The sequence below is a fragment of the Ruminococcus sp. OA3 genome (assembly GCF_022440845.1).
In the GTDB taxonomy this organism is placed as follows: domain Bacteria; phylum Bacillota; class Clostridia; order Lachnospirales; family Lachnospiraceae; genus Ruminococcus_G.
In genome coordinates this window covers 1,263,667-1,289,373 of the sequence record NZ_JAKNTO010000001.1, presented here as the reverse complement: position 1 = coordinate 1,289,373, position 25,707 = coordinate 1,263,667, and the positions used below count along the sequence as shown (strand labels likewise).

The window sequence follows — 25,707 nt, the reverse complement described above, 5'->3', positions numbered from 1 at the left end:
CATTTAATACTTACCAATGATATTTCATTTATGTTGCCACTGCACTAAATATCTATAGTTTATTATAATATGGATATTTTCTTGACTTTCAAATTACTCTTCATTCTTGTTTATACTCTAAAAAGACTGAGGACAAAACCATCAGCCTTTTTAATATTATTATTCAATTATATAGCTATACTCATTCTCTGCAATATTTTTCATGTTTTCAAATTCTTCTAACCAATCCTCCTCAAGTTCTAACATAGTATCAGAATACTCTTCTTCGCTATAATTTTCTATAGATTCATCATATAAGATATTCGTTTCAAAAAATGCCTTTTCTATGTCAGCATTGTACCTCTGTATTGGTAAATCTTTTTTGAACATTTCAAATTGAAAATCCCAATAGGCTTGCTCACTATCAAATTCGTTTATGAAGCTATAGATTTCTTCCTTATTCGTCGCCGACCGAAATTCTACTTTCATCTGGTCTAAATGATTCATAATATCTTCTTCTGTAACGGCATAACCATTTTTAATGGCTTCCTGATATAAAGTATTTATTTCTTTGACGTAATCAATAGCCAATTGTAATGCTTCATTTTCTCCATATCCAGCCACAGTATAAAATTCTTTAGCAATATCTATCTCACTTTGTGGTAATATAATTGTATTATCTTCCGTCTCCTCCAAACTTTTCGCAATTACATTATCTGACTCAGTTTGATTATCAACATATTTTTGTAGCGCATGACCCCAATTTTTTGTCACTGCAATGTCTGATTGACTTGCCATAGCTGTAATAGAAGTCACAGCTAGAAGGCTAACCATCAAAAGTATAGAAATTATTCTCTTTTTCATAAATTTTCACCTCTTCTTATTAATTTGTCTTTAAAGATACATACACACTTCCTGCCCGAGTTGGTACAATACTTCCGTTACAATAAACGGTATATGGAAACCCCGAAACATTGGTTGTACTTTTAGGATAGGTAACTGAGGTTTGATTATATGAACCACCGCCATTTGGATATGTACCAACGTCCCACAAATATGATCCTCTTGTCCAAGGACTAAAGGTTCTTACTGTACTTCCTGTAGCGCTAGTTTTATGAGAACCATTCATTCTAGTTATCTCTGGAGCAGAAGCAGAGTATGCTCTATTATAGCAAAGAAAACAATCTCTATATGTAAATGTACTGTTAGATCCACTTGAACTATAAGTTTCCGATATTGTGGCTCTCGCCCTTACCGAAGCAGTTTGTCCCCGTGGTGTTGTAAAAAAGAAACTTTCTACGGACTCGTTAAATTTTGAAGCCGCGTTAACTTCCAACACGCATGAAAATATAAGTATGGTAAATAGACATACCAAAAATATGAATTTCCCTTTTAACTCTTTAATTGTTAATAACATATTTTAATTGCCCCCTTTCATAATTCAAAAAATACATAAGCCACATTTTAAGCTTATCAGATTTCAATTTTTTAGTCTTTAACTTTTATTACAGATATTTCATGCCTGTAACAACACGTTAAATCTAAATCCATTACACTCAGCAAGCTCATTCTAATTTATTTGTTATTACCACACTGGAACCACCCCCACTCATTTATTTATATATGTATTTATAGTACATATATAATTGTTCATTGTCAATACATATATATCGATTATCCAAAATATGTGAAGCAAAAACTCATTTCCTAGCAGAATAAGCAGCTTGTGGCAGCTGGAACAAAAAAACAGGCATACCAGATATCTCTATCCGATATGCCCATCATCGCCGGCTACACCTTATCCGGTATATCTCCTTTGTATTGTTACGCTAAATCCTGAATTAAATCTTCCTTGTATTCTTTGTATCTGGCAAATGCCTTTTCCACAGAATCAAACCTTCCCAGTTTTATACTTTACCCCATAAATGCAACACAAGCCCGATATTTCTTTTTTTCTTTGTCGTAACTCCCCCATTGGCAAATCACCTCCGGCAGATTTCCCGTTAATAAATACCGTATTGATAATATGCGGCACAAAGTAGCAGGTCTTCGGGCAATATCTTTGTACAGTTCCAGTTGCTCATGGCCGGTTCCATGCATTTTTTACTCCATGTGTCCGGTTTGAATTTGATATCATTCATGACTTTGATAATAAACTCTTCTGAGTCCTCGCCATATTGATTGTAATGATTCTGTACTGTTCCTTATTCAGCGGATACAGGTTTTTATAGTAATTATCCGCCTTGTCATATCCTTGATGCCATATGTAAACATTATTTTCAATATCTGGGTTTACGACGAATTCCCGTATGACTGCTTTCCGCGTTATCATAGCTTTCCGCCAGCAACACATATTTCCTCCCATTCCTGAAGTGAAATACATCGCACATATTTCATACCGGCCTTTTCTGTCTGTAGAGACGCGACATGGCTTCCCATCCTTTGGTTTTATCAGCTCAAATCGATCAACCGGCAATTCCCTGCCGCATGCCTTACATATTTATTTTCCATCATAATGCCTCCTCTCATTTTGTCATGAAATCGTGTTTTCATTTTTACTGTATTTGTCGTCACAGAATGCCTCCGAGACTTTGTAGCCATTTAATCAGTGGGTGTAATAAGGTATATAAGCCCATTATCTGCTCGATTAAGAGTCAATAATGGACTTATGCTAATATCTGAAAATTCAGTTTTCTTTGACTTACAGTTTCTAAGGAATTTTCTAATAACAAACCTTACATTTTCTGCTCTTTCCACTCTGTGAAACGGATCCGCTCCTGATTGTCTTAGATCTTGCAAGTGACGGGCACTCTCTGGTGGAATGATATACTGACCCATTCGGTGTCCAGTAAACCGTCACGCTGATGCTCCCCTTTACGGTCACTTTACATGTGTATATTTTGCTTCCGATTTTCGCGGTTATTGTTGCTGTTCCTGCCTTCTTTCCGGTCACCATGCCATTTGACGAGACGGCGGCCACCGATGGATTACTCGAGGACCAGGTTATCTTTTGCGTTGTATCACACAGTTTCAACCCATACTTTGTGCCTGCGTTGAGCGAAATTGATGTCTTTGAAAGGTAAGGATTTTCAATCGCAATCTTTATACTTTTGGACGCGCTCCATGAAGAATAATAAGTAGTACTATAAACCTTTTTATAGGTGCGAATCCGAACATAGTATGTTTTTCCTTTGGTCAGGCTGGAAACCGACGTGCTCAATGTACTGTTCTTATTTATGGTTAATGTCTTTGCCCCTGAAAATGAGGTATTCGTGGCATACTGAACCTGATATCCGGTAACCGCTGCATTTTTATTCCAGCCGATATTCATTTTGCCGGATGAGTTGTTCTTAACGCTCGAGATGAACGTCCCCTTTGGGTTGACCGTCACGGTGACTGCTTTCGTAGCCTTATTATAATTCGTTGTCGCTGCCGCAGTGATCGTAATCGTTGTTCTTCCAATACCTTTGATCGTAATCTTTCCTGTACCTGAGACCGTCGCGGTCTTCGTATTGCTGGAGGTAAAGCTTAATTTGCCGTCACCCTTTGTCTTCTTAGTTCCTGTAAAAAATGGTGCATTTCCAAAAACTTTTGTGTGGCTGGATGCGGTCAATGTCTGTGACGCTTTATTGATTGTAAAGCTTTTCGTGACTTTTCCACTGTAATTAGCTTTGAAAGTGATGATCACATTGTAGGTACCCGCATTTTTACAGCCTGGCGAATACGTAACGCTGTAGTTCGCGGGATGGATTACCTTTCCATCTGCGCCCTTTACGGTGACGGTCGGTTTCATTACCTTTCCATTATAAGTATATTTTGTAGCCGAAAGCGTGATCGTTTTCGGGTAGGAGAGGATTTGCGTTGCTGATCTACCACAGGCTGTACATTTTCTTATGATTTTACCACTTGCAGTGAGCGTTGCTTTTGTGAGCTTGTCGAACTTGTAGGTATGGCTGATGACAGGGATTTCTCGCTGCTCCTTTATGACGGTATTGCAGACGGAACAGTGGATTCCTTCGGTTTTTCCTGGTTGTGTGCAGGTCGGTAACACTGCCATGTCTTTTACTTCCGTGTGAGCTGCAAGGGGAATTTTTTCTTCACTGTTTTCTTTTATTGCATCACATACGCTGCAATGAATGCTTTGACTTCCGGTTTCTGTGCAGGTCGGTTCTTTATCTGCTACCCATTTATCATAAGTATGTACCTCTATAAAAATTTTTTGACTCTCGCCATTACAAGTCATAACCACTGTTGCACTGCCCTCTTTTATTCCAGTAACAACACCTCCTGCGTCAACAACTGCCACCTTATTACTGTTAATATTATCTTCAGATATTACACTGAAAGCCGGATTCAAGGCGCTCGCAGTTATATTCATACGGCTTGCTTTAATGCTTCCAACAACATAGCCATGTTCACCATCAAAAACACCTGACGACATCATGCTCCCATACTGGTATGCGTTGATGCTGTCGGTTACTGTTAACCTGGAACTCGCATATAATTGGCCATAAACATATATATTTCCATTTATTGTAGAGGATGAATCAACATATAGTTGGGCGTCTGATGCAACATATACATTTCCTGTTACTTCCTTATTTGACCAGTGTACTTCTCCACTAATATAAGTCCATCCTTCTGGTACCCCATCCTCTTTACATTCCCATTGACACTCATCTGCGTTATAACCATCAATTTCCAGTCTCTTTGTTTCACCAACTCCAATCTTCAAAACACTTCCGGAACGACTATCCAAAACTGGAACTGATGAAGTTTCCGGAACTTCCTCCACTTCTGACTCAACCTTCGGAAGCACAGTATCAACCACATCTTCTGACTCAGGAGTTTCTATAATCTCCTCATCTTCCTCCTGTTCCAGAATCATCTCTCCACCCGACACAACATCCTCACTGGCTCCTGATACATCCAGTGGCAAAGCAGTAACCAGCATTACCGCCGACAATAATACCGCAAGACTTCTCATTCTCTTCATTATACTTTTCCTCCCTCATTTCATCCAAACAAAAAAGCACCCCCATCAGAGAATGCTCACCTCGTGCTGCAACTGGCTGTCGTACTTAATCGCTTAGACCCTGTAGTTTTGCGTCACAGACTTCCGCCTGTTTGCCATGACTTCCACGTAACACCACAATTTCTGATACGTGTTAATATTAATAATTTAATTATATCATCTTTTGGCAAATTTGTCATGACTTCTATCAAGTGACTATGATATTTTCACTCATACTGCTGAGGCGTGATATTACAATTATTCCTTCACAAGTCCCAATGCCAGAAATATTGCGGGGATGCATAAAATCCAGGAGTGAATCACTGATATTTGTATAATAATTTCACCACCTATAAATCCTACTCCAATCCCAAAATTCAGAAAAAACAGCAAATAATAAATGACATATATTCCTATACCGGCATACAACATCACTCTATTTTTGTGCCCCAGTGTTACAACATTTTTTTTATTTAAAAACAGCAACAAAAACAACATCACGACAAATATTCCCACAACTCTTATGGTATTGCAATAGTAGAGGACATATGGTATATACCGTATACTTTGCAGCCGCGCTAAGTAAGGATATAGCAGCAGATCTAATACCATATATGCTACGGACAAAATTGCAGACATAACCAGTAATGCGTTCTTATTTTTATTCTCTGACTTCATAGCCACTCTCCTTAAATTGCTCTATAATCATTTTAATATAAAATTGCTGATCGCTTTAAATATAAATCACAGCTTTGCCTTTCATTACTCAAAATTCGGACAAAATAATTAACACCCCTGACTAAGCGATTCTTGCATTTACTGACGTCTAAAATCCACCTTCAAAAAGTATTTAATACGGCTGTATCAAAGTAAGCATATCAGATGCCTCATCCAATATGCCTACTTTTTAAATACAAATTAAGTAATATGTAAAGCATTATTATTTAATAATTAACATTACAGCTGATATAAACATATTTACCACCTATTGTTGCGTGAATAGTGGCGCCTAAGTAGTGCCCAATACCATATCCATATTTTCCCGCAGGCCATGAGGGTGTAACCGTTGTGGTCGAATTTGAAGATAACCCGATAGAACTATTTCTACTATTTGTTCCCAAAGCCTGACCGTAAGTCATTGACATTCCGGAAATAGAAGTTGAACCACTTCTTCTCGTCCAATTTCCAGTAGCTTTTGTAAGATTCGCATAGGTTCCATTATCTGTATAGGAAATTGTTACTGTGCCACGCCAGCCAGAAAAATCATCATAATTAGATTGCCCAGCACGAGCCATATCACTTTGGCTGCCGCCGACCTCAATAATAGTAGTTGTAACTGGTCTGCCTTCTGCATCAACCTCTGCTATTGATCTTGCATCATCAATTTCATATTGTTTTACTTCTCCAGTAGATAAATCTGTGATTTTTACAGTTGTAGTAATCTTTGAAGATGTATCTTGTGCAAACACAGGAATGCACATCATTTGTGTTACCATACACATTAATAATAATAAACACCAAGTTTTTCTTTTGATATTCCGTCTAAACATATTCAAATCCCTCCTCATTTATTATTGAATAGTTTTATGGCCGAATTCACTTGCCAATGGAATCTCCTCCTCTCATATTCCCCAATACGGTCTTAGCTTTTTACTACTTTGTCTATAATAAATTATTTTATAAATATATAATAACACATTACAATATCAATATATATCAATATATTATTTTTTTAGATTTACTTTATTTTACAAAAATTATATTCTTAAAATTGACATATGTACCTTTTTCCAGCCGCAAAAAAGGCATACCAGATATTTCTATCCGATACGCCCATTATCCCCCGCAGTTAATCTCAGTATCTTACCCTTTTGCCAGCCTGCTCAATTTGGCATAAATATCCCGCGCCACCTCTTTCGGATCCATCTGCATCTGCCGGCGGCTGAATAACTCGGCGTTCCACCATCCGTCGTACCCCGTCGCTCTCACCGCGTCGCAGTAACTCTTATAGTCGACGACGCCTTCGCCAAGCGCACAGTTTCGGATCATATTTTCATCCGGAACTGTCCCCTCCTCTGCCTCAAGCGAATCACTGACATGGACCCCGTAAATATAGTGTTTATCCATACAAGCTATTTCTTCCGGGGTGTCACCGGCGACATAGGCATGCCACGTATCGATCACGCATTTTACATTATCTCTCCCGCAGGTCCTTGCTATCTCATAGGCCTGTGATATTTTGTTAACAGGTGTCCAGCCGAGCGGCTCTAAATACAGACATAGTCCATAATCCATGGCCAGATCCGCCAGCGCAGCAACATTCTTTTTCAGCAGCTCCATCTGTTTGTCGGCAGGCAGCCCGAGAAGCCCCTGGTATCCCTCATACGGTTCATGGTTCTTAAAATGCCGGACAGCATTTACATCGGCAGGGCCTGTCAGGCATTCGATTCCCCCGGCGCCAATGGCGTGGGCGATTTCAAACATTTCACGGGCTTCCTTCATCAGCTTTTCAAAATCTTCCCCCTGTCGTTCAATATCCGGAAGCCAGCCAATCCCAGCGATATCAAAATCTTTTGTTAATTCCGCCAGTTCTTCTAATGAGTGCCCCGCTTCAAGATATGGTTTGATCATGGGAATCACGGTAAGTTCAACACAGTCAAAACCAACCTCTTTCGCTATCCTCAGATTCGTCACCAGATTGCCGCTGGTCGCGACCGAAGAGTGCATTGCAATCGCATTTTTCTTCATTTCAGATATCCTTTCCTTCCTGTTATGATCTTTCGGCGTTGCCGCCTTGCCGCAGCTGGAATGTACCATCTCATTCTGCTGATATCTCCTGAGGCAGGCCGTTTGGGTAGACGAGCACACGGCACGCTTGTTTGGAGCGCATCAATTCAATTCCGGTGCCTATCTCCTCGAGCGGAATCCGGTGTGTAATGAACCGTTCCAGCCCCAGATCTTTGTGCTTCAGGATTTCAATTGCCGCTGGAAAATCCTTTCCAAGAACCCCGAGCAGTGTATACTCATTCATCACAATGGCACCCGGTGAAATCACAGAGCGGGCGTTGTTATCAAGCCCAAACAAAATCATACGCCCCCTGGGATTCAATAACTCAAACGCCTCGGAGAGAACGTCCCCTCTGCCGACGGCATCGATGATCAGATCGGCCCGATATGGCCATTCCCTTCTCATAACATCCACGACACTTTCTTTCTGGACGTCCACCACAATATCCGCGCCGCAGTTTTTTGCTTCTTTCACCCGGTCTTTGCCTTTGGCTGTAACGATGAGGTTCTTTATTCCAAACAGCTTCAGCACCCGAATAAACGTAAGGCCGACAGGCCCCGCGCCATACAGCAATACATAATCCGTGGGCACAGGCCGTGCGATTTTCGCGGCATTCATCACACAGGCAAGGGGCTCTGCCTGGGCAGCCAGTTCCGGACTGACGCCTTTGTCTACGTGATACAGCTGTCTTGCATCCACCAGTGCATACTGGGCGAATCCTCCGTCTCCGGTCTGTCCATAATGATAAGAATCAGAACAGAGATCTCCTTTATTATGTATGCATTCATAGCAGGTACCGCAGCGTACCCGCGGATTGACCGCTACCCGCTCACCCACATCAAAGCCTTCGACACCATCCCCCATTTCCATAATCGTTCCACAAAATTCATGACCGTATATGATTCCTGGCTTCATGTATTGCCCCGGTGGAATACTTAATCCATGGATATCACTTCCACATATACTGGCACATTCAACCTTCAGAATCAGTTCGGTGCTTCTCTGTATTTTGGGCATTTCTACTTCTTTGACCGTGAGAACCCCCTCGCCTTCAAAAACTGCTGCTTTCATTCATGCCGCCTCCATTCGATTTATCACTGCTTAATCTGCCCGGATAAAGAACGACCTCCATGGCTTCACCCTTCCTGATTGCTTCCAGTCCGACTCCAAAATCTTTCAGCGGCAGTTCATGAGTAATCATATCTGTAAAATCCATCAAATCATTCTTCAGCGTATTTGCCACATCCTCCAGGGCATTTACCGCAATATAATTTCCAAGGATGGTAACATCCTTTATGGTGATATCATTCTGCGCAATGTCAGCACGTGCATTTGCGTTCAGGCCGAATAAGAGTATGGTTCCGGCAGGCCGTATGATGCTGATCGCATCTTTCATAAGGCATCCCACCGCATCAATTACGATATCAGCACCGAGTGCGTCCGTCTCCTTCCATATTTCTTCCCGCAGGTCTTCTTTTACAGGATTGATGACACGGTCTGCCCCATTGGCGCCAGCGTAGGAACTGCGCGACTCTGAAACCTCTGAGATGATAACCCTTCCGGCCCCGCTTTTTTTCAGAAACTCTGAAAAAATCAGTCCAATCGGACCGCCGCCCAGAACGACAGCCGTACATCCCAACACAACATCAAGCTTTTTGACCGCACTCATCACGCAGTTCATCGGCTCAGCAAAAACCGCCTTCCGTATGTCAGTATCCTTTGGTATTTTTGCCACAGCGTACTCCGGGACCACCGCATATTCACAGAATACGCCGTCTATGCCTGATCCCATGGAACGCATGTTGATACACATATTCGAATGTCCTGACCGGCAGAACGGACAGATACCGCAGGTCAGGTTATTATCCAGAATCACGTGATCCCCTGCAGAAAAACCGGTAACCCCCTCTCCCATGTCAACAACCTCACCCACACATTCATGTCCGAGAATAATCCCGGTATTTGCCGCTATCCCCGGCGGATCCGCAAGAATGTGAACGTCAGACCCGCAGATGCTCGCAGCAAGTATCTTTATTTTTACATCGTCAGCATTACGGATCACAGGCTCCGGACGCTGCGTATACTCAAATTTACCGATTTCGCCAAATACAATTGCTTCCATACTGATCTCCCCTTCTATTTGTTCTTTCCAACCTTCGTCATAACATCAAGCAGCACTGCAAAAATCAGGACAAGTCCTTTTACAAACTGCTGTACATCTGTTCCAAGCCCCATCAGCTGCATTCCGTTGTTCAGGATTCCCATCACCAGCGCGCCTACGATTGTCCCAAAGATGGTTCCTGCCCCGCCCTTTGAAGATGCCCCGCCGATAAAGCAGGCCGCAATCGCATCCATTGCAAAATCAGCTCCCGCGGAAAGTGTGGCATAATTTAACCTTGCCAGATAAACCACACCGGCGACACTCGTCAAAACTCCCATATTCACAAACACAAGCAGTTTCACAAACCGTGTATTGATACCGGAGAGTCTTGTCGCCGTTTCATTGCCGCCAAGCGCATAAACCCTTCTTCCAAGCGTTGTTTTATTTCCGACAAAAGAATAAATTCCAATGATCACTGCAAGCAGGACCAGGATACACGGTATTCCATTGTAAGATGCGAACATATACGCAATGAAAATGACAACCGCTATGACAATCACATTTTTAATCCAGAATCCCATTGCAGAAGACTGGATGCCAAATTCCTTTGCCTCCGCCCTGTTTCTCATACTGATTATCACATAAGCAGCCGCAACAATCACTCCTGTGATAAGGGTCACGATTTTCAGGTGTCCTGCGGTGATATCCGGCAGGTAATTCATACTGATTGAATTCAGAGAATCCGGCGTGGGTCCGATGGTCTCATTGTTCAGTGTCATGAGCATCAGCCCGTGGAACACCATCATATCACCAAGAGTCGTAACAAATGCCGGAACTTTACAGTAGGATACCAGCCATCCCTGATAAATCCCGATCAACATTCCAAGCACGACACTGATGATCACCGCCAGGATAACCGGCATTTTTGCTCTGAGAATCAGAGAGGCACATACCGCGCCTATGAAACCCGCACCATAGCCTACGGACATATCAAAGTCGCCGGCAATGATTACATAGAGCATTCCGATTGCCAGGATGATAATATAGCTGTTCTGCATCAGTATATTTGTCAGGTTGAGGGGCGTCAGGACACTTCCTCCCGTTATCAGCTGAAAAAATACGATAATGATAACAAGGGCAATCAGCAATCCATATTTCGAAAGGCCTCCGCTCTTTTTTATCTCTGTAACTTTCATTTCTTATATCCTCCTCATGAACGTTTACACTTCCAGTCTCTTATTTTTGAATAATCGATTTCATAATAACTTCCTGCGTCACTTCATCCTTCGTGAACTCCCCTGTAATCCTTCCTTCATTGATCACATAGATTCTGTCACTGATACCGATGACTTCTTCCATCTCCGAGGAAATGACGATCACCGCTTTACCGGCTTTCACCAGATCATTGATGATGCAGTATATTTCATATTTTGCACCCACATCCACTCCACGCGTAGGCTCATCCAGGATCAGAACGTCGGGATTGATCACAATCCATTTGGCAAGCATCACCTTCTGCTGATTCCCCCCGGATAAATTGCCAACGCGTTCAAAGACGTCGGGAGTTTTTATATGCATGGCCTTTCTCATCTCCTCAGATTTCCGGAAAATGAGCTTTTTGTCCATAATGCCCTTATTCGAAAGGCGGTCCAGTCCGGCAAGTGCCGTATTGTCCTTGATATCATTCATCAGCACAAGACCGCTTCCCTTCCGGTCCTCTGTCACATAAGCCATCCCATCGTCGATCGCCTGTTTTGGGTTTTTATAGATGACTTCCCGTCCGTTCTTAAAAATCTTTCCGGATACATAATTTCCATAACAGCGGCCGAACAGACTCATGGCAAACTCCGTCCTTCCCGCCCCCATCAGTCCTGCAATCCCCACCACTTCTCCCTTATGGACATTGATAGAAATGTCATCGCATACCATTCTTGACTGTATGACAGGATGCGCCACCACCCAGTTTTTCACTTCAAACAGAATTTCTCCCGTCTGATTCCTGCGTTCTGGAAAGCGGTTTGTCATTTCTCTGCCTACCATGCTTGCGACAATTCTGTCTTCGGTGATTGCTTCTTTTTGAATGTCCATCGTCTCAATGGATGTCCCATCCCGGATAACCGTGATGGAATCGGCTACTTTCTCAATCTCTTTGAGTTTATGGGATATCAGGATACACGTCATTCCCTTTTTCTTGAAATCAAGCAGCAGCTCCAGCAGGATATTACTCTCCATATCGTTCAAAGAGGCTGTCGGCTCATCCAGAATCAGCAGTTCGCAGTCCTTCGAGAGCGCTTTGCAGATCTCAACCAGCTGCTGCTTTCCCACGCCAATATTCATAACCGGCATATTCGGGGATTCGTCAAGATCGACTTCCTCCATCAGACGGCACGCCTTCTGATACGATTCTTTTCTGCTGATAATCCCCTTCCTGGCAACCTCATTGCCAAGGAATATGTTCTCCCGGATGCTGAGCAGCGGTATCAATGTCAGCTCCTGATGGATAATGGCAATTCCGGCTTTTTCGCTGTCTTTTAAATTACGAAACTTCTGCGTCTTACCCTTATAGACGATATCCCCTGTGTACGAGCCAAAGGGATACACTCCGCTCAACACGTTCATCAACGTAGATTTTCCAGCACCATTTTCTCCTACAACGGCGTGAATTTCGCCCTTTTTTACTTTTAGATTCACATGATTCAGCGCACGGACGCCGCCATCAAACTCTTTGATGATATTTCTCATCTCCAATATATAATCTGACATATTTTTTACACTCCTTTACTTAAACTTAAAACCGGATGACAGTACAGGCACTTTCATCCGGTTTCAATGGAGTTACTGTAAATCCTCTTCGGTCAGGAATCCGCTGTCATAGACAACTTCCTTAAAATTATCGATGTCGAATGTAGTAATTTCTCCTTTATATGTCTTCAACGGACCAGTACCATTGTCATAGGTATCGGTATCATTTACCTGGTATTCTTCCCCTTTGACAGCCGCAACGGCCATATCAATTGCAATCGGGCAAAGCATACGGTCGTCTTTTAGAATGGACATACTGAGTTCACCTGCCAGAATGGATTTGCACGCTGCGATCTCCGCATCCTGTGACGTTGTAACCGGCAGTGGTTTATCGTCCGTCCCGTAGCCCGCTGATTTTAAGGCGGTGATACATCCCAGCGCCAGATTGGCATAAGTGGTCAGAACCGCATCGACCTTTTCATCCTGGTAATAAGAGGACAGCAGATTCTCCATCCGTTTCTGCGCTTCCCCGGAGTCCCAGCCGGTTGTGACTACCTGCTCATACTCCGTCTGTCCCGACTTCACAACAACTTTTCCCGAGTCTATGTAAGGCTGAAGAACTTCCATCGCTCCCTGATAGCCGAGAAGCGCGTTATTATCCGCTATATCTCCGGTAAAGATCTCCACATTGTACGTCTTATTATCAGATGTATTGTCGAGATCTAATTTTTCAACGATATACTCGGCATCTTTCGTTCCCACGCCGACATTGTCAAATGTCGCATAATAATCAACCTCCGTATCCATCACCATGCGGTCAAATGAAACAATCTTGATTCCCGCATCACGTGCTTTCTTCACCGCACTGGATACACCCGCGCCGTCAACGGGACAGACGATGATCGCGTCATAACCGCCGCTGATAAAGCCCTCAATCTGCTGAATCTGTGTTGCGACATCATTTTCTGCAAACTGATCCGTATACTGATATCCTTTTTCTTCGCAATAGCTTTTAAAGATCTTTCCATCGGTGACAAATCTCGCATTGCCGGTGGTTGGCATTGCCGCCGCAATCTTGATTTGTGTTTTCTCCGCACTGCCTTCTTCAGACTTCTCTGCCGGGGCCTTTTCCGTACCTGCCGCGCTCTCCGTACCGCCTGATACTCCGCACCCCGCCAGCATTCCCAGCGCCATAACTAACGTCATCGCAATTGCCATCATTTTTCTTTTCACAGTTTTATTCTCCTCTCCAATACGGCTATCTTACGTATTTGTAATCGTAGTTTTCTACGGGCTTCTTTGCTTCCTCATAAAATGCACAGATTTTTTCAACGGACGTATCACTCTGGAGATGATGTGCAGGGGATACGATATATCCGCCGCCGGCACCCAGATACCGCTTATAATCGTATACGGTCTGTACCACCTGCTGAGTCGTTCCATTTGGGAACAAATCCTGAATATCAAGGCCGCCGAACAGTGTCACATTTTTCCCATGCCTTTCTTTTATCATATAAGGGTCCATTGCCTGCGGCTGGATCGGCTGCAGCATGTCCAGCCCTATTTCGGCTAATTCGTCTATAATGCGTTCACAGTTGCCGCAGCAATGATATGCCAGCAGAATATCCTTGTTAGCCTTTTTGAATTCAGAGAACATGCAGGCGTATCTTTCTTTCAGATAACGTCTCCAGTCAGGTACCGAAATCATCATATCAAGCTGCGTCGCAACATCATCTCCAAGCCAGATGACGTCCACGCCCGCTTCAATCATATGGAGTCCCGCATGCAGCGGAAACTGCATCACCTTGTCAAGTAATTCATCGGTGTAATCCTCATCGGTAAGCATCATGGCAAGAAAGTCTTCCAGACCTGTCAGATACCACGCGGTCTCAAATACAGAACATTGGCAGGACCCAACGATGATCTTCTCCTTCCCGTAACGATCTACCGCTGCTTTTACATGTTTGTACAGTTCTGGATTATGAGGGTCTGGTATTTCGTAATTCTTTAGTTTAAAACCATCCTCATCGTCTCGAAGTGCACCGTCCACGATCTCCGTATAAGCACCGCTGGAGTTTTTCACATTTTTCCATACAACGCCAAAAGGGCAGGTATAGGTGGAATCATCTGTCATATAGAAACTGTTTTCCATTCCGACCGTCACTTTAACCATGTCGTTCCCCAATGCATAGCCGGTGTCCACATCCCCGTCAATATTGCAATGATTTCTTAAAGCTTCATCTACCTCCGGCGTAAATGTTGCAAATACAGGGGGACGGTCCACCTCTTTATGTTCTACTGCGGTAAAAACTCGTTCTCTGGAATCCATCATTACTTCATCACTCCTTCTTGTTTCAATTTTTGTGGTTTTATGATACCATTATCAAATATAAGCCTGATAGAACTGTTTCTTTCTAAAAATAGCACATTCTTACAATTTAACATTTTTGATTAAAATCAAGTTATAAAATATCCTTATTTGGTATTTTCTATAATAATTTAAGCGTTTTACATCAGACTTTTCTAAGATTTATATAATTTGCAGCAAATTATTTTTCAATATTTAGTAATTATGGCAGTCAAAGAAAAACGAAAAACAAAATAAAGATCTTCAGAACCGCGTATCAATCAGAGGAAAATATTTATCATTAAGAAAGGGCAGAGAGAATCACATATGGAATTATTTTACTTAAACGACTATGTTCCCTGGCCTCAAACAGAAGACATGCGAATTTCCATTGAATACTGGGACCAGATATCTGATATTCCGAAAATCAAAGACAAATCTTATCCAGTTCATCGCCATCTCTATTATGAGTTGGCGCTGATACAATCTGGATTTTGCAAGCATACTTATAAGAACAGCACAATCTCCCTGATTCCGGGCGACTGCTTTTTGATCCCTGCAGATGAATATCATGCCTATCAGTTTGAAGATAACTTACATATATACAACTGTCAGTTTTATACGGATTCTTTAAAAGATGATCTGAAAAAAATATTAAAAGAACTGAGTTTCATCAATCTGGTTGACCAGTCTTCGAAGTTCCTGGCACTAAACGAAGATTTATTCTCAGAGGAGTCCGGGGCCAGCAAGTTTACAAATCCTCACTCTGCCTTTGTCAACCAGCAGGGTATCATCCATCTGAATCAGGCACAGCAATTCTATATGGAATCGATCTTAAATCAAATGAAAACGGAACAGACGGACAAAAGATGCGGATTTCATAACGTGATGCAGAATTACCTGGAAATCTTATTTTATGAGCTTTACAGAATTAAAATAAACCAGTACAACGCCACCGAAAAACTTTCATCAAAAAAGAAACAAATGATTACGAAAACTCTGGAGTACATCGACAACAATATCCGGGGAACGATAGACTTCAACCTGATTGCAGAATCCTATGACCTTTCTCCGAATTATTTTCGGACAATCTTTCGGGAAATCACCGGCATATCACCCACCCTGTATCTAAACCGGACGAGAATACTAAATGCCCTGGAGTTGTTGAGGACAACCAGTCTTCCGATTGTCGACATCGCTGCGGAGGTGGGAATCTATGACGCAAACTATTTCACGCGTCTGTTCAAGAAACAGCTTGGGTATTCCCCTAAATACTTCAAAAACATTGATTAACAATTGACATGTCATCTGTCAATGATGGAAATGTGCAGAAGAATATGATACAATTTATGCACAGAATCATTGACATGATCTGGATATCAGGGGGATGGAATATGGAGTATAGAGAAATAGGCAAAACCGGTAAAAAGAGCAGCATTATAGGATTAGGCTGCGAAAATCTTGATGGAAAACCATGGAAACAGGTAAAGGAGACTATCGATGCTGCCCTGGAAAACAACATCAATATGTTTGATGTATTTATGCCAGGTAACGAGGTTCGTGAAAATATAGCCAGGGCTTTGGGCGGACGCCGCAGCGAAGTTATGATACAGGGGCATATTGGTTCAACCGATATCAGAGAACAATATGATATAAGCAGGGATTTACCCGAAGTAAAAAAATATTTTGAAAATCTGCTGCGTATTTTCGGATATATCGACTTTGGAATGATGTTTTTCATTAACTCAGAGGATGATTATAAAGGTGTATTTGACACGGGATTTGCCGATTATGTTCAGAAACTGAAGCAGCAGGGATACATCAGGCATATTGGTTTTAGCTCACACAATCCGGTTATGGCAATGCGTGTTATCAAAACCGGTCTGCCGGAGATGATGATGTTCAGCATAAATCTGGCATTCGACCTGTATCCTGCCGAAACGAACGCACTAGATGAACTGCACCAGGGTTTAAATAAGAATGCCTTTTGCGGCTTTGACCCCACACGGGCGGCTTTATATGCGCTGTGTGAGAAAATGAATATTGGTATTACAGCGATGAAGACACTGGGCGGAGGCAAGCTGATCTCTGCAGAACATACCCCCTTTGACCAGCCTCTCACAGTGGCCCAGTGTATGGAGTATACGCTGACGCGTCCAGCCGTAGCCAGTGTGATGATCGGCTGCCAGTCCCGGAAAGAAGTCATTGATACAGTGCGATACCTGGACTTAAGTGAGCGTGAGCGGGATTATACTCATGTAATGAATACTTTACGCAACGATTTCAAGGGAAATTGCGTCTATTGCAGCCACTGCCAGCCGTGCCCGGCTGGAATCGATATTGCAGCAGTAAACAAATATTTAGATATCGCACGCCTTGATATGGATAATATTGCACCTTCTATTCGTTCTCACTATTCAAGCCTCTCACATAATGGCAAAGACTGCATTGCCTGCGGAAATTGTGAAACGCGCTGTCCTTTCGATGTTCCCGTTATAAAAAACATGACTGAGGCAGAAAAAATATTTAAGTAACTTAATAGTTCACGGCGGGCAAGGATGATATTTCAATCCTTGCCCTTTTTATGTATGATTTCCCTGTTTCAGGATACTTTTCACCCAAACAAAAAAGCACCCTCATCAGAGAATGCCCCCCCTCATGCTGCTACTGGCTGTCTGGTTTCGTATCACAGACTTTCGCCTGCATTGCCTCTATATTCCCCGTACCTCATTCATGATTTTTTGATACGTATCAGTTTTTAGTTTTTTTATTCTCTCGTCTCTCGGTAGATTTGTCATAAACTCTGGAAATATTTTTAGAAATTCTAGTAATTCCACTTCATTGTCATCTATGAAATAAGATACGTAAAACTTCGCGTCATCCATCTCTATGAATTCATTGATTTTACTCTTCATCATCACCCATCTGCTCCTTCATACTATGACCTAATCAATAGTTTAGAGTTTATAACTCTAATTGTCAATAGAGTTTATAACTCTAGGATACAATATATAAAAACTGAGATCATCTGGAAGGTTGGAGACGGTATGAATTACTTGAAGAGGATTCGTGAATTAAGAGAAGATAATGATTACACGCAGACATACGTTGGCAGCTTCCTCAATATAGGACAGAGAACCTACAGTGATTATGAGTCAGGCAAAACTCGTATCCCATTGGATGCCATGATTAAACTTGCGAAACTTTATAATGTGGATATGAATTATATCTGCTGTATATCCGACTGTAAAAATACTTTTCCGCAGATATAAAACATAATAAGCCCGTGACCTGCCCAATCTCCCGGCAGCTCACGGGCTTACCATGATTTTCTTTTATATCATTCCAGCCGTGTTACCCCTGTTTCAGTGTCGTACCATCCTTAAAAGCTTTCCCGGCAACCCTGCCAAGCCTCACATAAGTATTATTAAACGGATCAAAGGTGATGGGTTCGACCTTCGACACATCCACATTCCCGGCTTCGTCGAGCACCCTCTCATCTACACTTACGTTTACAATCTCCCCGACAAGCCGACAGGTATTCTCGTCATAACTGATCAGCCGGCACTCGATCGCCACCGCCAGCTCATTTATGATGGGCGCATCAACAAAGTCTGATCTGGATGCGGTAAACCCGGCCCTGGCAAATTTATCCGGCACATTATTTCCGGAGACCAGACCTGCATAGTCGCAGGCAGCCAGATGCTCAACATCCGCCATGCTGATGGTAAATGCTCTTCTTTTGAGGAAATTCTCCGTCGTCTTATGGTTCGCACCGATGCACAGGGAAATCTCCGTGTCGTTACTGATCCCTCCCCACGCCGCATTCATGACATCCGGTACCCCGTCTTCTCCATATGTCGCAATCATGAATACCGGCTGGGGATACGTATAAGGTTTTGCTCCAAAATTTCTTCTCATTCCAACTCTCCTCCTTTTATTCCTTAAAATAGGCAGCAATCTGTTCCATTTTGAATGTCTGTTTTACATGAAACGGACATCGCTGATCACAGTGGCCACATCCGATACAGTCCTCCGCCTTTTTCTGCAGTTTCTCATAATGGCCTTTCGCAAGTGCATCGCCGGATCTGGCAAGGTCATAGTACTTATTGATCAGTCCTACATTGAGCCCCGCAGGGCAAGGCTGGCAGTGGTTGCAGTAGACGCATGTGCCATCGGTAACCTGTGGTGTAAGTGCGGCAAGCACACTGTAATCTTTTTCTTTCTTTGAAGCATCCAGAAATCCCAGGATCCTTTTCATATCTTTCACCCCGCGAATGCCGGGAAGCACGGTCAAAACTCCCGGCATATCCAGTGCATACTGAATACACTGATACTCTGTCAGTGCTTTTCCGAAAGGCGAAGATTTTTCATCCAGCAGCTGGCCGGCTGAAAACGCCTTCATGACAGAGATTCCCACACCTTCCGCTTCACATCGGCGATAGAGTTCCATTCTCTCACTGGTACTTCCATTTGCAAGCTCTCCGTGCTGGTAATCATAACCCGGATTAATGGAAAACATCAGCATATCCACAAGTCCTGTATCCAGAGCCTTATGTACCATGCCCGGCGTATGGGAGGACAGTCCGATATGCTTCACGACGCCCTGCTCCTTCAGCCGCTGAATATATGCCAGAACACCCTCTTTCTGATACGCATTCCAATCCGATTCTTCATCCAGACAATGAATAAATCCGTAGTCGATGTAATCTGTTTTCAACTGACCGAGCTGCCAGTCGAGGGAAGCTTTCACCGTATCCAGCCTGGTCGTCCATCCATATTCCCCCGTTGCATAATCTGCGCCGAAATGAATCTGATAAAAAATATTCTTTCGGACTCTCTCCAGTGCTTTTCCATAATACGAAAAACATCCCGCTGCTCCAGCCGCCATGTCAAAATAATTGACTCCCTGTTCAACTGCCATCTCCAGGGCCTGTACCGCCTCTTTCTCGGATGCCTCAGATATACAGCTGGATCCAACACCCAGAATGCTGATTTTATCCTTTGTTCTTTGATTCATCCGATATTTCACACAACATTCCTCCATCTAAATTCATTATACGTCCGTCCCCCCACTTTAGTCCACCGTTATCAGTTCATACTCTTTTGTACCAAACCCGAGTTTTGCGGCCGCATCAATCGTATGGGTGCCATGCATGGATTCCACCCTCTGCAGAAAATGATCTCTGCCCGGATCTTTGGACTGACAGACCAGGTCCATGCACGCCTGATCAAGGGCCACTGGGTCGAGCGACGACAGGATTCCGATATCTTTCATGCACGGATCTTCTGCCACTGCACAGCAATCACAATCCACGGACAGATTACACATCATATTGACAAATGCCGTATTGCCCCTGAAATACTCCATGACACTTCCCGCAGCGTCCGCCATAGCCTCACAGAAGGCATCCTGCTCTGCCATATGATTCCACACAATGCTCTGGTCGTTTGTATAACCTCCGGAATGTATCAGGGATTTTCCCGCACTGGATGCACATCCGATCGAGAGCTGTTTGAGTGCTCCGCCATAACCGCCCGCCGGATGTCCCTTGAAATGCGACAACACAAGCATGGAATCGTAATTCGCAATATGTTTGCCCACATGATTTTCTCTCAGAATCTTTCCATTCGGTATATCCAGAACCAGATCGGGTCCCTCGGCATCCATCAGATCAACATTGAAATGCCGGCTCCAGCCATGGGCCTGAATCAGTCTGATATGCTTTCCGGTGGTATTTCGCTCACCCTCGTATGCCGTGTTGCATTCCACAACGGTTCCATTGACCGCCGCAACCATCGGTTTCAAAAATGCCGGCCGCAGATAATTCTGATTTCCCTTTTCACCGGAGTGAACCTTTACTGCAACTTTCCCCGGCAGTTCTTTTTTCAGCATCTGATACATTTGAACAACTGCCTCAGGTGTGATTTTTTCTGTAAAATATACAGCTGCCTTTTTCATCGATATTCTCCTTTGACATAAAATGGTTTTTCTGTTAATATGATTGTAGTACCTAAACCTGACTTTAGGTCAAGTACATTTTTTATTTTTTTGAAAATTGTCTGGAGGGATTGTATGTACAGTATCGGCGAAGTCTCAAAAATGTTTGATTTACCTGTATCCACCCTGAGATACTATGACAAGGAAGGATTATTCCCCGATATCGTGCGGGAGCCTTCCGGTATCCGCAGGTTCAACGACAAGACGCTCGATGCACTGCGTATCATCGAATGCCTGAAAAAATCAGGAATGGAGATCAAAGCTATCAAGGAATTTATGAAATGGTGTTCCATGGGAAACTGTACATATGAACTTCGTAAGAATATGTTTGTAAAACAAAGGGAATCCGTAGAGGCGGAGATCCGAAAACTGGAAAAAGTACTGGATATGATCAAATATAAATGCTGGTATTATGAGCAGGCAATGAAAGATAACGGGGAAGAGCGTGTCCGAAGTATGACACCGGCTGAAATGCCGGAAGAGATTCGGGATGCTTATAAAAACAGCCATTAAAAAAGCAACATATGCACAAGATATTTCGTGCATATGTTGCTTTTTTATCGGGTCTACTTTTTTCTAACGATTGTTTCTCTTCTGCATGTCAGTAATAACATGCCTGGCCTTCGAAACATCCTCCCTGGAAACATAGACGTAGTACATGATCTCCAGATTCACTTTCTCGCCAACCTGTCCCAGGAATATTCCGCGGCTCCTGTTCTGTGTTCCCATGTTTACCTGTTTCGTCTCGCAGGCAATCCCTGCCTGTTTCAACTCCTGCAGCACCTGTCCGAATAGTTCCACGTTATTCGATAAAAAGACCTCTTTCTTTTTCCAAAACATAGATACCCTCCCGCCTCCTGAGTAAAAACAGCTCCAATCATCTTATAAAGATGCTAACACGTCAGGGTATCCACGTCAACTGATACCGTAAATCCGAGTCCTAAGATTCCTCTCCTCTCGCCTTCTTCACCGCACGCATAAATGCCAGTACATTTTCCACCGGTACATTGTTCATAACCTCCTGGGAAGGCGCAATGATCAGTCCGCCGCCTTTTCCGAGAACATCGATCACTTTTAATGTTTCTTCAAATACCTCCCCGGGAGTACGGAAGGTGAGCAGATCCTGAGTATCCACTCCGCCGTAGAACGTCAGGTCTTTACCGTATTCGTTCTTCAGGAACTGAAAATCCATACAATTTTGAACCGGTTCGAGAACGTCCAGACCGGCATCGATCAGATGTGGAATAAACGGCGTAATCTTGCCGCAGGAATGCATCTGGACCGGTAACCCGGCATCTTTAAACACACGGAATACTCTTTTGATCCTTGGCAGAAAATAATTCACGAACATGTCTTCCGAGACGAATGTACTGATCTGTGTTCCCAGATCGTCGCCGTAATGTCCAATCGAAAAGCCTCTCTTAACCGTTTCTTTTGCCACTTCCACCTTATAATCGCAGATCACATCCATCAGATAACATGCCTTTTCCGGTTCTACCGCCAGCAGATACATGAAATTTTCAATTTCAGTCAACTGATATGCTTTCTCCCAGATTCCATTGTAACCGCTGAGTTCAACGAGGAAATCATCGCCGTATTTCTTCAGGTCCTCCTCCGCAATTTTAAACTGCAGATCCATATCTGAAAGCTCAGGCGCCTTGTAATTGTAGATCAGCGATTCATCTTCGTCACATCCTCTTAGCGGATGGCAATAATTAAAATATCCCCCGTCATTTATATTATATTTCATCCCCCAGAGATCGTAGATAAATCCTTCCTCCTCTGGTATATGAATATAGCGGCCTGCGTCATACGCCACCTGCATACGATGCGGGTCCAGTTTATCAAGCTGGACAATATCATCCAATACACCTGTAAACTTGATGTGATTTCCCAGATAGACATCTACCTCTTCTTCATTAAGTCCCAGCGCTTCGGCCACTTCCATCTTTTTTGCCCTCGCTGCAAACGTACACTGACTCGGAAGATAAGAAGTGTTCTTTTTACTGATTACGTCCAGTACTAATTGCGATCTCGTCATTGTGATCTCCTCTCACTCGTTTAAATATTTCAATAAATTACTGTTCCGGCAAAACTTTTACATCCGTGTTGATTTCATGCTCCACGGTTCCGCCTTCCAGAACGGTAATGCAGGCATCAATTGCCTCTTTGGACATATCTGCCGGAAACTGTGCCACAGAACCGATCACACAGGAGCCTTCTTCCGCTGCACCTAACGCTATAAGGTCTGCCGCACAGTATACCGCGTCAATATCCGGATTTGCAGTCAATACATTCTGCATGACGCTGTACCCCTGATCTCTTGACCAGTCAGTCGGCTGATTGGATACCACTTCCAGCTTTGGATTTGCAGAAATCGCCTCCACAAAGCCGTCAATACGCGCATCCCCTGCGGGGTTTCCGACGGTTCCGCTCAATATGCAGATTTTTGCGCCGTCCGGGTATTTTTCATTGATGAACTCACCGCCTACAACACCACCCTGGTAATTATCCGTGCCTATGTACGTCACATATTCCACCCCCTGAGCCTTTGCAGCTTCTTCGTCGATCGTGTCATTTTTCTATAAATCATATTGCCCAACCTCTCATTAATATTGCCCAACATCGCAGCTTTGTAGTTGAATTGTATAATTCCTTTTATAATGGGAATACAGAATGATTTTATACGCAACAATATTTTTATAAGGAGGCGAATCTCATGAAAAGCATTGACCCCGGTGTTTTATCTCAATCAACTTGTTTTTCCTTTACCCCGTCAGCAATTGCTGAAAAATTATATTTTTATATTCCCTGGTGTGGTCATTATTTCTGCACCGCAAAGTACTTTATGGAACGGGATTACTATTTTGCTTTGCTCGTTGTCTACGTATGCCAGGGATGTCTTCACGTCCAGTATCGAAATCACTCTTATAATGCCGTGAAAGGCGATGTTGTCCTCCTGGACTGCCGGGAGCCTCATTATTATCATGCGGCAGATGGATTAGAATTTGTATATATGCACTTTGACGGCTCCAATTCTCATGAAATCTGCCAGCATCTGCTTCAGGTCAGAGGACCTCTTATCCGTGGTTCCAACAATATATTGATTTACAATCTTATTTACAATACTGTAAAATTTTATGAAAATGGTGAAATAGAGCATATGATCGACACCTCCATGCGTGTTTACAAATTGATCCGATATCTGCACGAAAACGCTGCATACGAACCGCATAGTGAGACGCCGGTCGAAAAGACAATTCATTATATTCGAGATCATATTGACAAAAAGATATCTTTGAAGAATTTAGCTGAAGTCGCTAATTCAAGTGAATATTACTTTACCAGATATTTCAAATCACAGACTGGCTATACGCCAATAGAATACGCCACCATGGCAAAGCTTGACCACGCAAAGGTTTTATTAATACGCACTGATATGACCATCCGTGAAATCACAGCCAGCGTAGGCTACCACAATAGTAATGGCTTTACGAATCTTTTTAAAGATAAAATCGGCTGTTCTCCGCAGATGTTTCGGAAGTTAATGCGTTGATCCCCTTAATGTTTTCAAGAATCTAAAACTTTCCGGCATGTCACAAATCAAAAATCCCCCCGTTTGAAAATCCAATGCCGCTCAGGCACGGTATACAAACGGGGGGTATGATTTGAGAGAGGTTGAGTCAAAAATAAAAATTTAACATGTTAACTTATATATTATCTTTTGTGATCAGTTCTGCCTTTGTAACTGTATGCTCCTCTAATGTTTTTCCATCCAATACGTCCAGGCATGCCTGGATTGCAGCTTTTGCCTGCAGGTCAGGGTACTGAGCCACGGAACCTACCAGAGTCCCATTCTCAATTGTTTCCATATCATCATCAGATGCATCAAAGTCGAATACGGAGATTCCAGATTTTCCGGACTGTTCAATCGCCTGGATTGCTCCCTGCCCCATCTCTGCATTGACCGCCCAGATGACATTCACATCCGGGTTCGATGTAAGGATGTTCTGAACAACATTGAACGCTTCATTCCTGTCACAGTTTGCAGTCTGAGATGCAACGATCTCAAAGTCTCCGGACTCTTCGATTTTATCCTTAAATCCTGCCAGTCTCTGATCCAAAGCGTCAACACCTGCAATTCCTTCCAACAGCGCGACTTTACCGCTTTTCACATTTTCAACTGCATAGCTTCCCGCCAGTGCAGCTGCCTCGTATTGGTCAATTCCTACGTATGTTGCAACTTTTCCGCCGTCTGCTTCCAACGCCTCCATATCAATGGTGTCATTCACCAGTATGACAGGAATTTTGGCGTCATTTGCTTTAACGATCGATGGATTCAGCGCTTTAGAATCTGCTGCTGATAAAACAATCGCATCATAACCGCTGGTGATCGCATTCTCTACATATTGAATCTGAACCTCTACATCTGTCTCTTTTTCCGGAGCCTGGAAATCTACAACAACGCCAAGTTCCTCTGCGGCTTTGTCTGCGCCTTCTTTCATATCGATCCAGAACTGGTCACTCATCGCCTTAACGATATAGGCAATCTTCACGTCACCGGAATCTTTTGATTTTGCATCTTCTGTTTTCGCTGTCTCTTCTGTTTTCGCCTGGTCACTCTGTCCTTTGCACGCTGCGAGTGACAATACCATTGCTGCCGCCATTAAGATTGAAACTACCTTCTTCTTCATTTTTCTTCTCCTTTTCGTGTTTGATATTTATATAACCTTAA

At 43.1% G+C, this 25,707-nt stretch carries 24 protein-coding genes and 1 riboswitch; of the genes, 5 read left to right on the top strand and 19 right to left on the bottom strand.

Annotated features, from left to right (window positions below):
• Positions 1–159: 159 nt before the first annotated feature.
• The 12 genes from MCG98_RS05910 to MCG98_RS05855 form a co-directional block, all read right to left on the bottom strand.
• The gene (locus tag MCG98_RS05910; RefSeq protein ID WP_240300865.1) at positions 160–843 is read right to left on the bottom strand and encodes a hypothetical protein; all 684 of its coding nucleotides are present in this window, start codon (positions 841–843) and stop codon (positions 160–162) included.
• Between the two features lie 19 nt (positions 844–862).
• Entirely contained in the window at positions 863–1,396 is a 534-nt protein-coding gene (locus MCG98_RS05905) for a hypothetical protein (protein ID WP_240300864.1), read from the bottom strand.
• A 1,305-nt stretch (positions 1,397–2,701) separates the two neighbouring features.
• Positions 2,702–4,975, bottom strand: a complete 2,274-nt coding sequence (locus MCG98_RS05900) for an Ig-like domain-containing protein (protein ID WP_240300863.1) — start codon at positions 4,973–4,975, stop codon at positions 2,702–2,704.
• A gap of 64 nt (positions 4,976–5,039) precedes the next feature.
• Positions 5,040–5,121, bottom strand: a riboswitch (cyclic di-GMP riboswitch).
• 130 nt (positions 5,122–5,251) lie between these two features.
• Positions 5,252–5,671: a hypothetical protein gene (locus MCG98_RS05895; RefSeq protein ID WP_240300862.1), complete on the bottom strand. Its 420-nt coding sequence runs from the start codon at positions 5,669–5,671 to the stop codon at positions 5,252–5,254.
• A gap of 266 nt (positions 5,672–5,937) precedes the next feature.
• Entirely contained in the window at positions 5,938–6,543 is a 606-nt protein-coding gene (locus MCG98_RS05890; protein WP_240300861.1) for a hypothetical protein, read from the bottom strand.
• Between the two features lie 313 nt (positions 6,544–6,856).
• Positions 6,857–7,810 carry a sugar phosphate isomerase/epimerase family protein gene (locus MCG98_RS05885; RefSeq protein ID WP_240300860.1) on the bottom strand — a complete coding sequence of 318 codons (954 nt, stop codon included), beginning with the start codon at positions 7,808–7,810 and terminating at the stop codon, positions 6,857–6,859.
• A 1-nt stretch (position 7,811) separates the two neighbouring features.
• Positions 7,812–8,852 (bottom strand): alcohol dehydrogenase catalytic domain-containing protein, encoded by a 1,041-nt coding sequence (locus MCG98_RS05880; RefSeq protein WP_240300859.1) that lies wholly within the window; start codon positions 8,850–8,852, stop codon positions 7,812–7,814.
• Positions 8,833–9,903, bottom strand: a complete 1,071-nt coding sequence (locus MCG98_RS05875) for an alcohol dehydrogenase catalytic domain-containing protein (protein ID WP_240300858.1) — start codon at positions 9,901–9,903, stop codon at positions 8,833–8,835. The genes MCG98_RS05880 and MCG98_RS05875 overlap by 20 nt, the downstream gene beginning before the upstream one ends.
• A gap of 14 nt (positions 9,904–9,917) precedes the next feature.
• On the bottom strand, positions 9,918–11,078 hold the full coding sequence (gene mmsB / locus MCG98_RS05870; RefSeq protein WP_240300857.1) for a multiple monosaccharide ABC transporter permease: 1,161 nt from the start codon (positions 11,076–11,078) through the stop codon (positions 9,918–9,920).
• A 40-nt stretch (positions 11,079–11,118) separates the two neighbouring features.
• Positions 11,119–12,645 carry an ATP-binding cassette domain-containing protein gene (locus MCG98_RS05865; protein WP_240300856.1) on the bottom strand — a complete coding sequence of 509 codons (1,527 nt, stop codon included), beginning with the start codon at positions 12,643–12,645 and terminating at the stop codon, positions 11,119–11,121.
• A gap of 72 nt (positions 12,646–12,717) precedes the next feature.
• The gene (locus MCG98_RS05860) at positions 12,718–13,857 is read right to left on the bottom strand and encodes a sugar-binding protein (protein ID WP_240300855.1); all 1,140 of its coding nucleotides are present in this window, start codon (positions 13,855–13,857) and stop codon (positions 12,718–12,720) included.
• Between the two features lie 25 nt (positions 13,858–13,882).
• A complete protein-coding gene (locus MCG98_RS05855; protein WP_240300854.1) occupies positions 13,883–14,956 on the bottom strand; it encodes a uroporphyrinogen decarboxylase family protein in 1,074 nt (357 codons plus the stop codon).
• A gap of 342 nt (positions 14,957–15,298) precedes the next feature.
• Between MCG98_RS05855 and MCG98_RS05850 the strand changes: the two genes are divergently transcribed.
• From MCG98_RS05850 to MCG98_RS05840, 3 genes are all read left to right on the top strand, one after another.
• Entirely contained in the window at positions 15,299–16,264 is a 966-nt protein-coding gene (locus MCG98_RS05850; protein WP_240300853.1) for an AraC family transcriptional regulator, read from the top strand.
• A 101-nt stretch (positions 16,265–16,365) separates the two neighbouring features.
• Positions 16,366–17,505 (top strand): aldo/keto reductase, encoded by a 1,140-nt coding sequence (locus MCG98_RS05845; RefSeq protein WP_240300852.1) that lies wholly within the window; start codon positions 16,366–16,368, stop codon positions 17,503–17,505.
• A gap of 513 nt (positions 17,506–18,018) precedes the next feature.
• The gene (locus tag MCG98_RS05840; RefSeq protein WP_240300851.1) at positions 18,019–18,243 is read left to right on the top strand and encodes a helix-turn-helix transcriptional regulator; all 225 of its coding nucleotides are present in this window, start codon (positions 18,019–18,021) and stop codon (positions 18,241–18,243) included.
• An 82-nt stretch (positions 18,244–18,325) separates the two neighbouring features.
• Here the strand turns inward: MCG98_RS05840 and MCG98_RS05835 are convergent, their stop codons facing one another.
• Genes MCG98_RS05835 through MCG98_RS05825 form a run of 3 tightly spaced genes read right to left on the bottom strand, consistent with a single transcriptional unit; the run spans position 18,326 to position 20,933 of the window.
• Positions 18,326–18,892, bottom strand: a complete 567-nt coding sequence (locus MCG98_RS05835; RefSeq protein WP_240300850.1) for a flavin reductase family protein — start codon at positions 18,890–18,892, stop codon at positions 18,326–18,328.
• Between the two features lie 16 nt (positions 18,893–18,908).
• Positions 18,909–20,003, bottom strand: coding sequence for an aldo/keto reductase (locus tag MCG98_RS05830; RefSeq protein ID WP_240300849.1), 1,095 nt, complete (start codon positions 20,001–20,003; stop codon positions 18,909–18,911).
• A gap of 45 nt (positions 20,004–20,048) precedes the next feature.
• Positions 20,049–20,933, bottom strand: coding sequence for a DUF362 domain-containing protein (locus MCG98_RS05825; RefSeq protein ID WP_240300848.1), 885 nt, complete (start codon positions 20,931–20,933; stop codon positions 20,049–20,051).
• A 114-nt stretch (positions 20,934–21,047) separates the two neighbouring features.
• On the opposite strand from MCG98_RS05825, the gene MCG98_RS05820 reads away from it, so the two are divergent.
• A complete protein-coding gene (locus tag MCG98_RS05820) occupies positions 21,048–21,485 on the top strand; it encodes a MerR family transcriptional regulator (protein WP_240300847.1) in 438 nt (145 codons plus the stop codon).
• 63 nt (positions 21,486–21,548) lie between these two features.
• Here MCG98_RS05820 and MCG98_RS05815 read toward each other — a convergent pair whose 3' ends face one another.
• From MCG98_RS05815 to MCG98_RS05805, 3 genes are all read right to left on the bottom strand, one after another.
• A complete protein-coding gene (locus tag MCG98_RS05815) occupies positions 21,549–21,812 on the bottom strand; it encodes a hypothetical protein (protein ID WP_240300846.1) in 264 nt (87 codons plus the stop codon).
• Between the two features lie 100 nt (positions 21,813–21,912).
• Complete coding sequence (locus MCG98_RS05810) at positions 21,913–23,013, bottom strand: uroporphyrinogen decarboxylase family protein (protein ID WP_240300845.1); 1,101 nt, start codon at positions 23,011–23,013, stop codon at positions 21,913–21,915.
• A 37-nt stretch (positions 23,014–23,050) separates the two neighbouring features.
• A complete protein-coding gene (locus MCG98_RS05805) occupies positions 23,051–23,512 on the bottom strand; it encodes a sugar ABC transporter substrate-binding protein (RefSeq protein ID WP_345891625.1) in 462 nt (153 codons plus the stop codon).
• A 179-nt stretch (positions 23,513–23,691) separates the two neighbouring features.
• Between MCG98_RS05805 and MCG98_RS05800 the strand changes: the two genes are divergently transcribed.
• Positions 23,692–24,528: an AraC family transcriptional regulator gene (locus MCG98_RS05800; protein WP_240300843.1), complete on the top strand. Its 837-nt coding sequence runs from the start codon at positions 23,692–23,694 to the stop codon at positions 24,526–24,528.
• A gap of 154 nt (positions 24,529–24,682) precedes the next feature.
• Here the strand turns inward: MCG98_RS05800 and MCG98_RS05795 are convergent, their stop codons facing one another.
• Complete coding sequence (locus tag MCG98_RS05795; RefSeq protein ID WP_240300842.1) at positions 24,683–25,666, bottom strand: sugar ABC transporter substrate-binding protein; 984 nt, start codon at positions 25,664–25,666, stop codon at positions 24,683–24,685.
• Positions 25,667–25,707 lie beyond the last annotated feature (41 nt).

Coding starts and splice junctions, on each gene's coding strand:
- MCG98_RS05910 (WP_240300865.1), bottom strand. CDS start 843: ATGAAAAAGAGAATAATTTCTATACTTTTGATGGTTAGCCTTCTAGCT.
- MCG98_RS05905 (WP_240300864.1), bottom strand. CDS start 1,396: ATGTTATTAACAATTAAAGAGTTAAAAGGGAAATTCATATTTTTGGTA.
- MCG98_RS05900 (WP_240300863.1), bottom strand. CDS start 4,975: ATGAAGAGAATGAGAAGTCTTGCGGTATTATTGTCGGCGGTAATGCTG.
- MCG98_RS05895 (WP_240300862.1), bottom strand. CDS start 5,671: ATGAAGTCAGAGAATAAAAATAAGAACGCATTACTGGTTATGTCTGCA.
- MCG98_RS05890 (WP_240300861.1), bottom strand. CDS start 6,543: ATGTTTAGACGGAATATCAAAAGAAAAACTTGGTGTTTATTATTATTA.
- MCG98_RS05885 (WP_240300860.1), bottom strand. CDS start 7,810: ATGGTACATTCCAGCTGCGGCAAGGCGGCAACGCCGAAAGATCATAAC.
- MCG98_RS05880 (WP_240300859.1), bottom strand. CDS start 8,852: ATGAAAGCAGCAGTTTTTGAAGGCGAGGGGGTTCTCACGGTCAAAGAA.
- MCG98_RS05875 (WP_240300858.1), bottom strand. CDS start 9,903: ATGGAAGCAATTGTATTTGGCGAAATCGGTAAATTTGAGTATACGCAG.
- mmsB (WP_240300857.1), bottom strand. CDS start 11,078: ATGAAAGTTACAGAGATAAAAAAGAGCGGAGGCCTTTCGAAATATGGA.
- MCG98_RS05865 (WP_240300856.1), bottom strand. CDS start 12,645: ATGTCAGATTATATATTGGAGATGAGAAATATCATCAAAGAGTTTGAT.
- MCG98_RS05855 (WP_240300854.1), bottom strand. CDS start 14,956: ATGATGGATTCCAGAGAACGAGTTTTTACCGCAGTAGAACATAAAGAG.
- MCG98_RS05850 (WP_240300853.1), top strand. CDS start 15,299: ATGGAATTATTTTACTTAAACGACTATGTTCCCTGGCCTCAAACAGAA.
- MCG98_RS05845 (WP_240300852.1), top strand. CDS start 16,366: ATGGAGTATAGAGAAATAGGCAAAACCGGTAAAAAGAGCAGCATTATA.
- MCG98_RS05840 (WP_240300851.1), top strand. CDS start 18,019: ATGAATTACTTGAAGAGGATTCGTGAATTAAGAGAAGATAATGATTAC.
- MCG98_RS05835 (WP_240300850.1), bottom strand. CDS start 18,892: ATGAGAAGAAATTTTGGAGCAAAACCTTATACGTATCCCCAGCCGGTA.
- MCG98_RS05825 (WP_240300848.1), bottom strand. CDS start 20,933: ATGAAAAAGGCAGCTGTATATTTTACAGAAAAAATCACACCTGAGGCA.
- MCG98_RS05820 (WP_240300847.1), top strand. CDS start 21,048: ATGTACAGTATCGGCGAAGTCTCAAAAATGTTTGATTTACCTGTATCC.
- MCG98_RS05815 (WP_240300846.1), bottom strand. CDS start 21,812: ATGTTTTGGAAAAAGAAAGAGGTCTTTTTATCGAATAACGTGGAACTA.
- MCG98_RS05810 (WP_240300845.1), bottom strand. CDS start 23,013: ATGACGAGATCGCAATTAGTACTGGACGTAATCAGTAAAAAGAACACT.
- MCG98_RS05800 (WP_240300843.1), top strand. CDS start 23,692: ATGAAAAGCATTGACCCCGGTGTTTTATCTCAATCAACTTGTTTTTCC.
- MCG98_RS05795 (WP_240300842.1), bottom strand. CDS start 25,666: ATGAAGAAGAAGGTAGTTTCAATCTTAATGGCGGCAGCAATGGTATTG.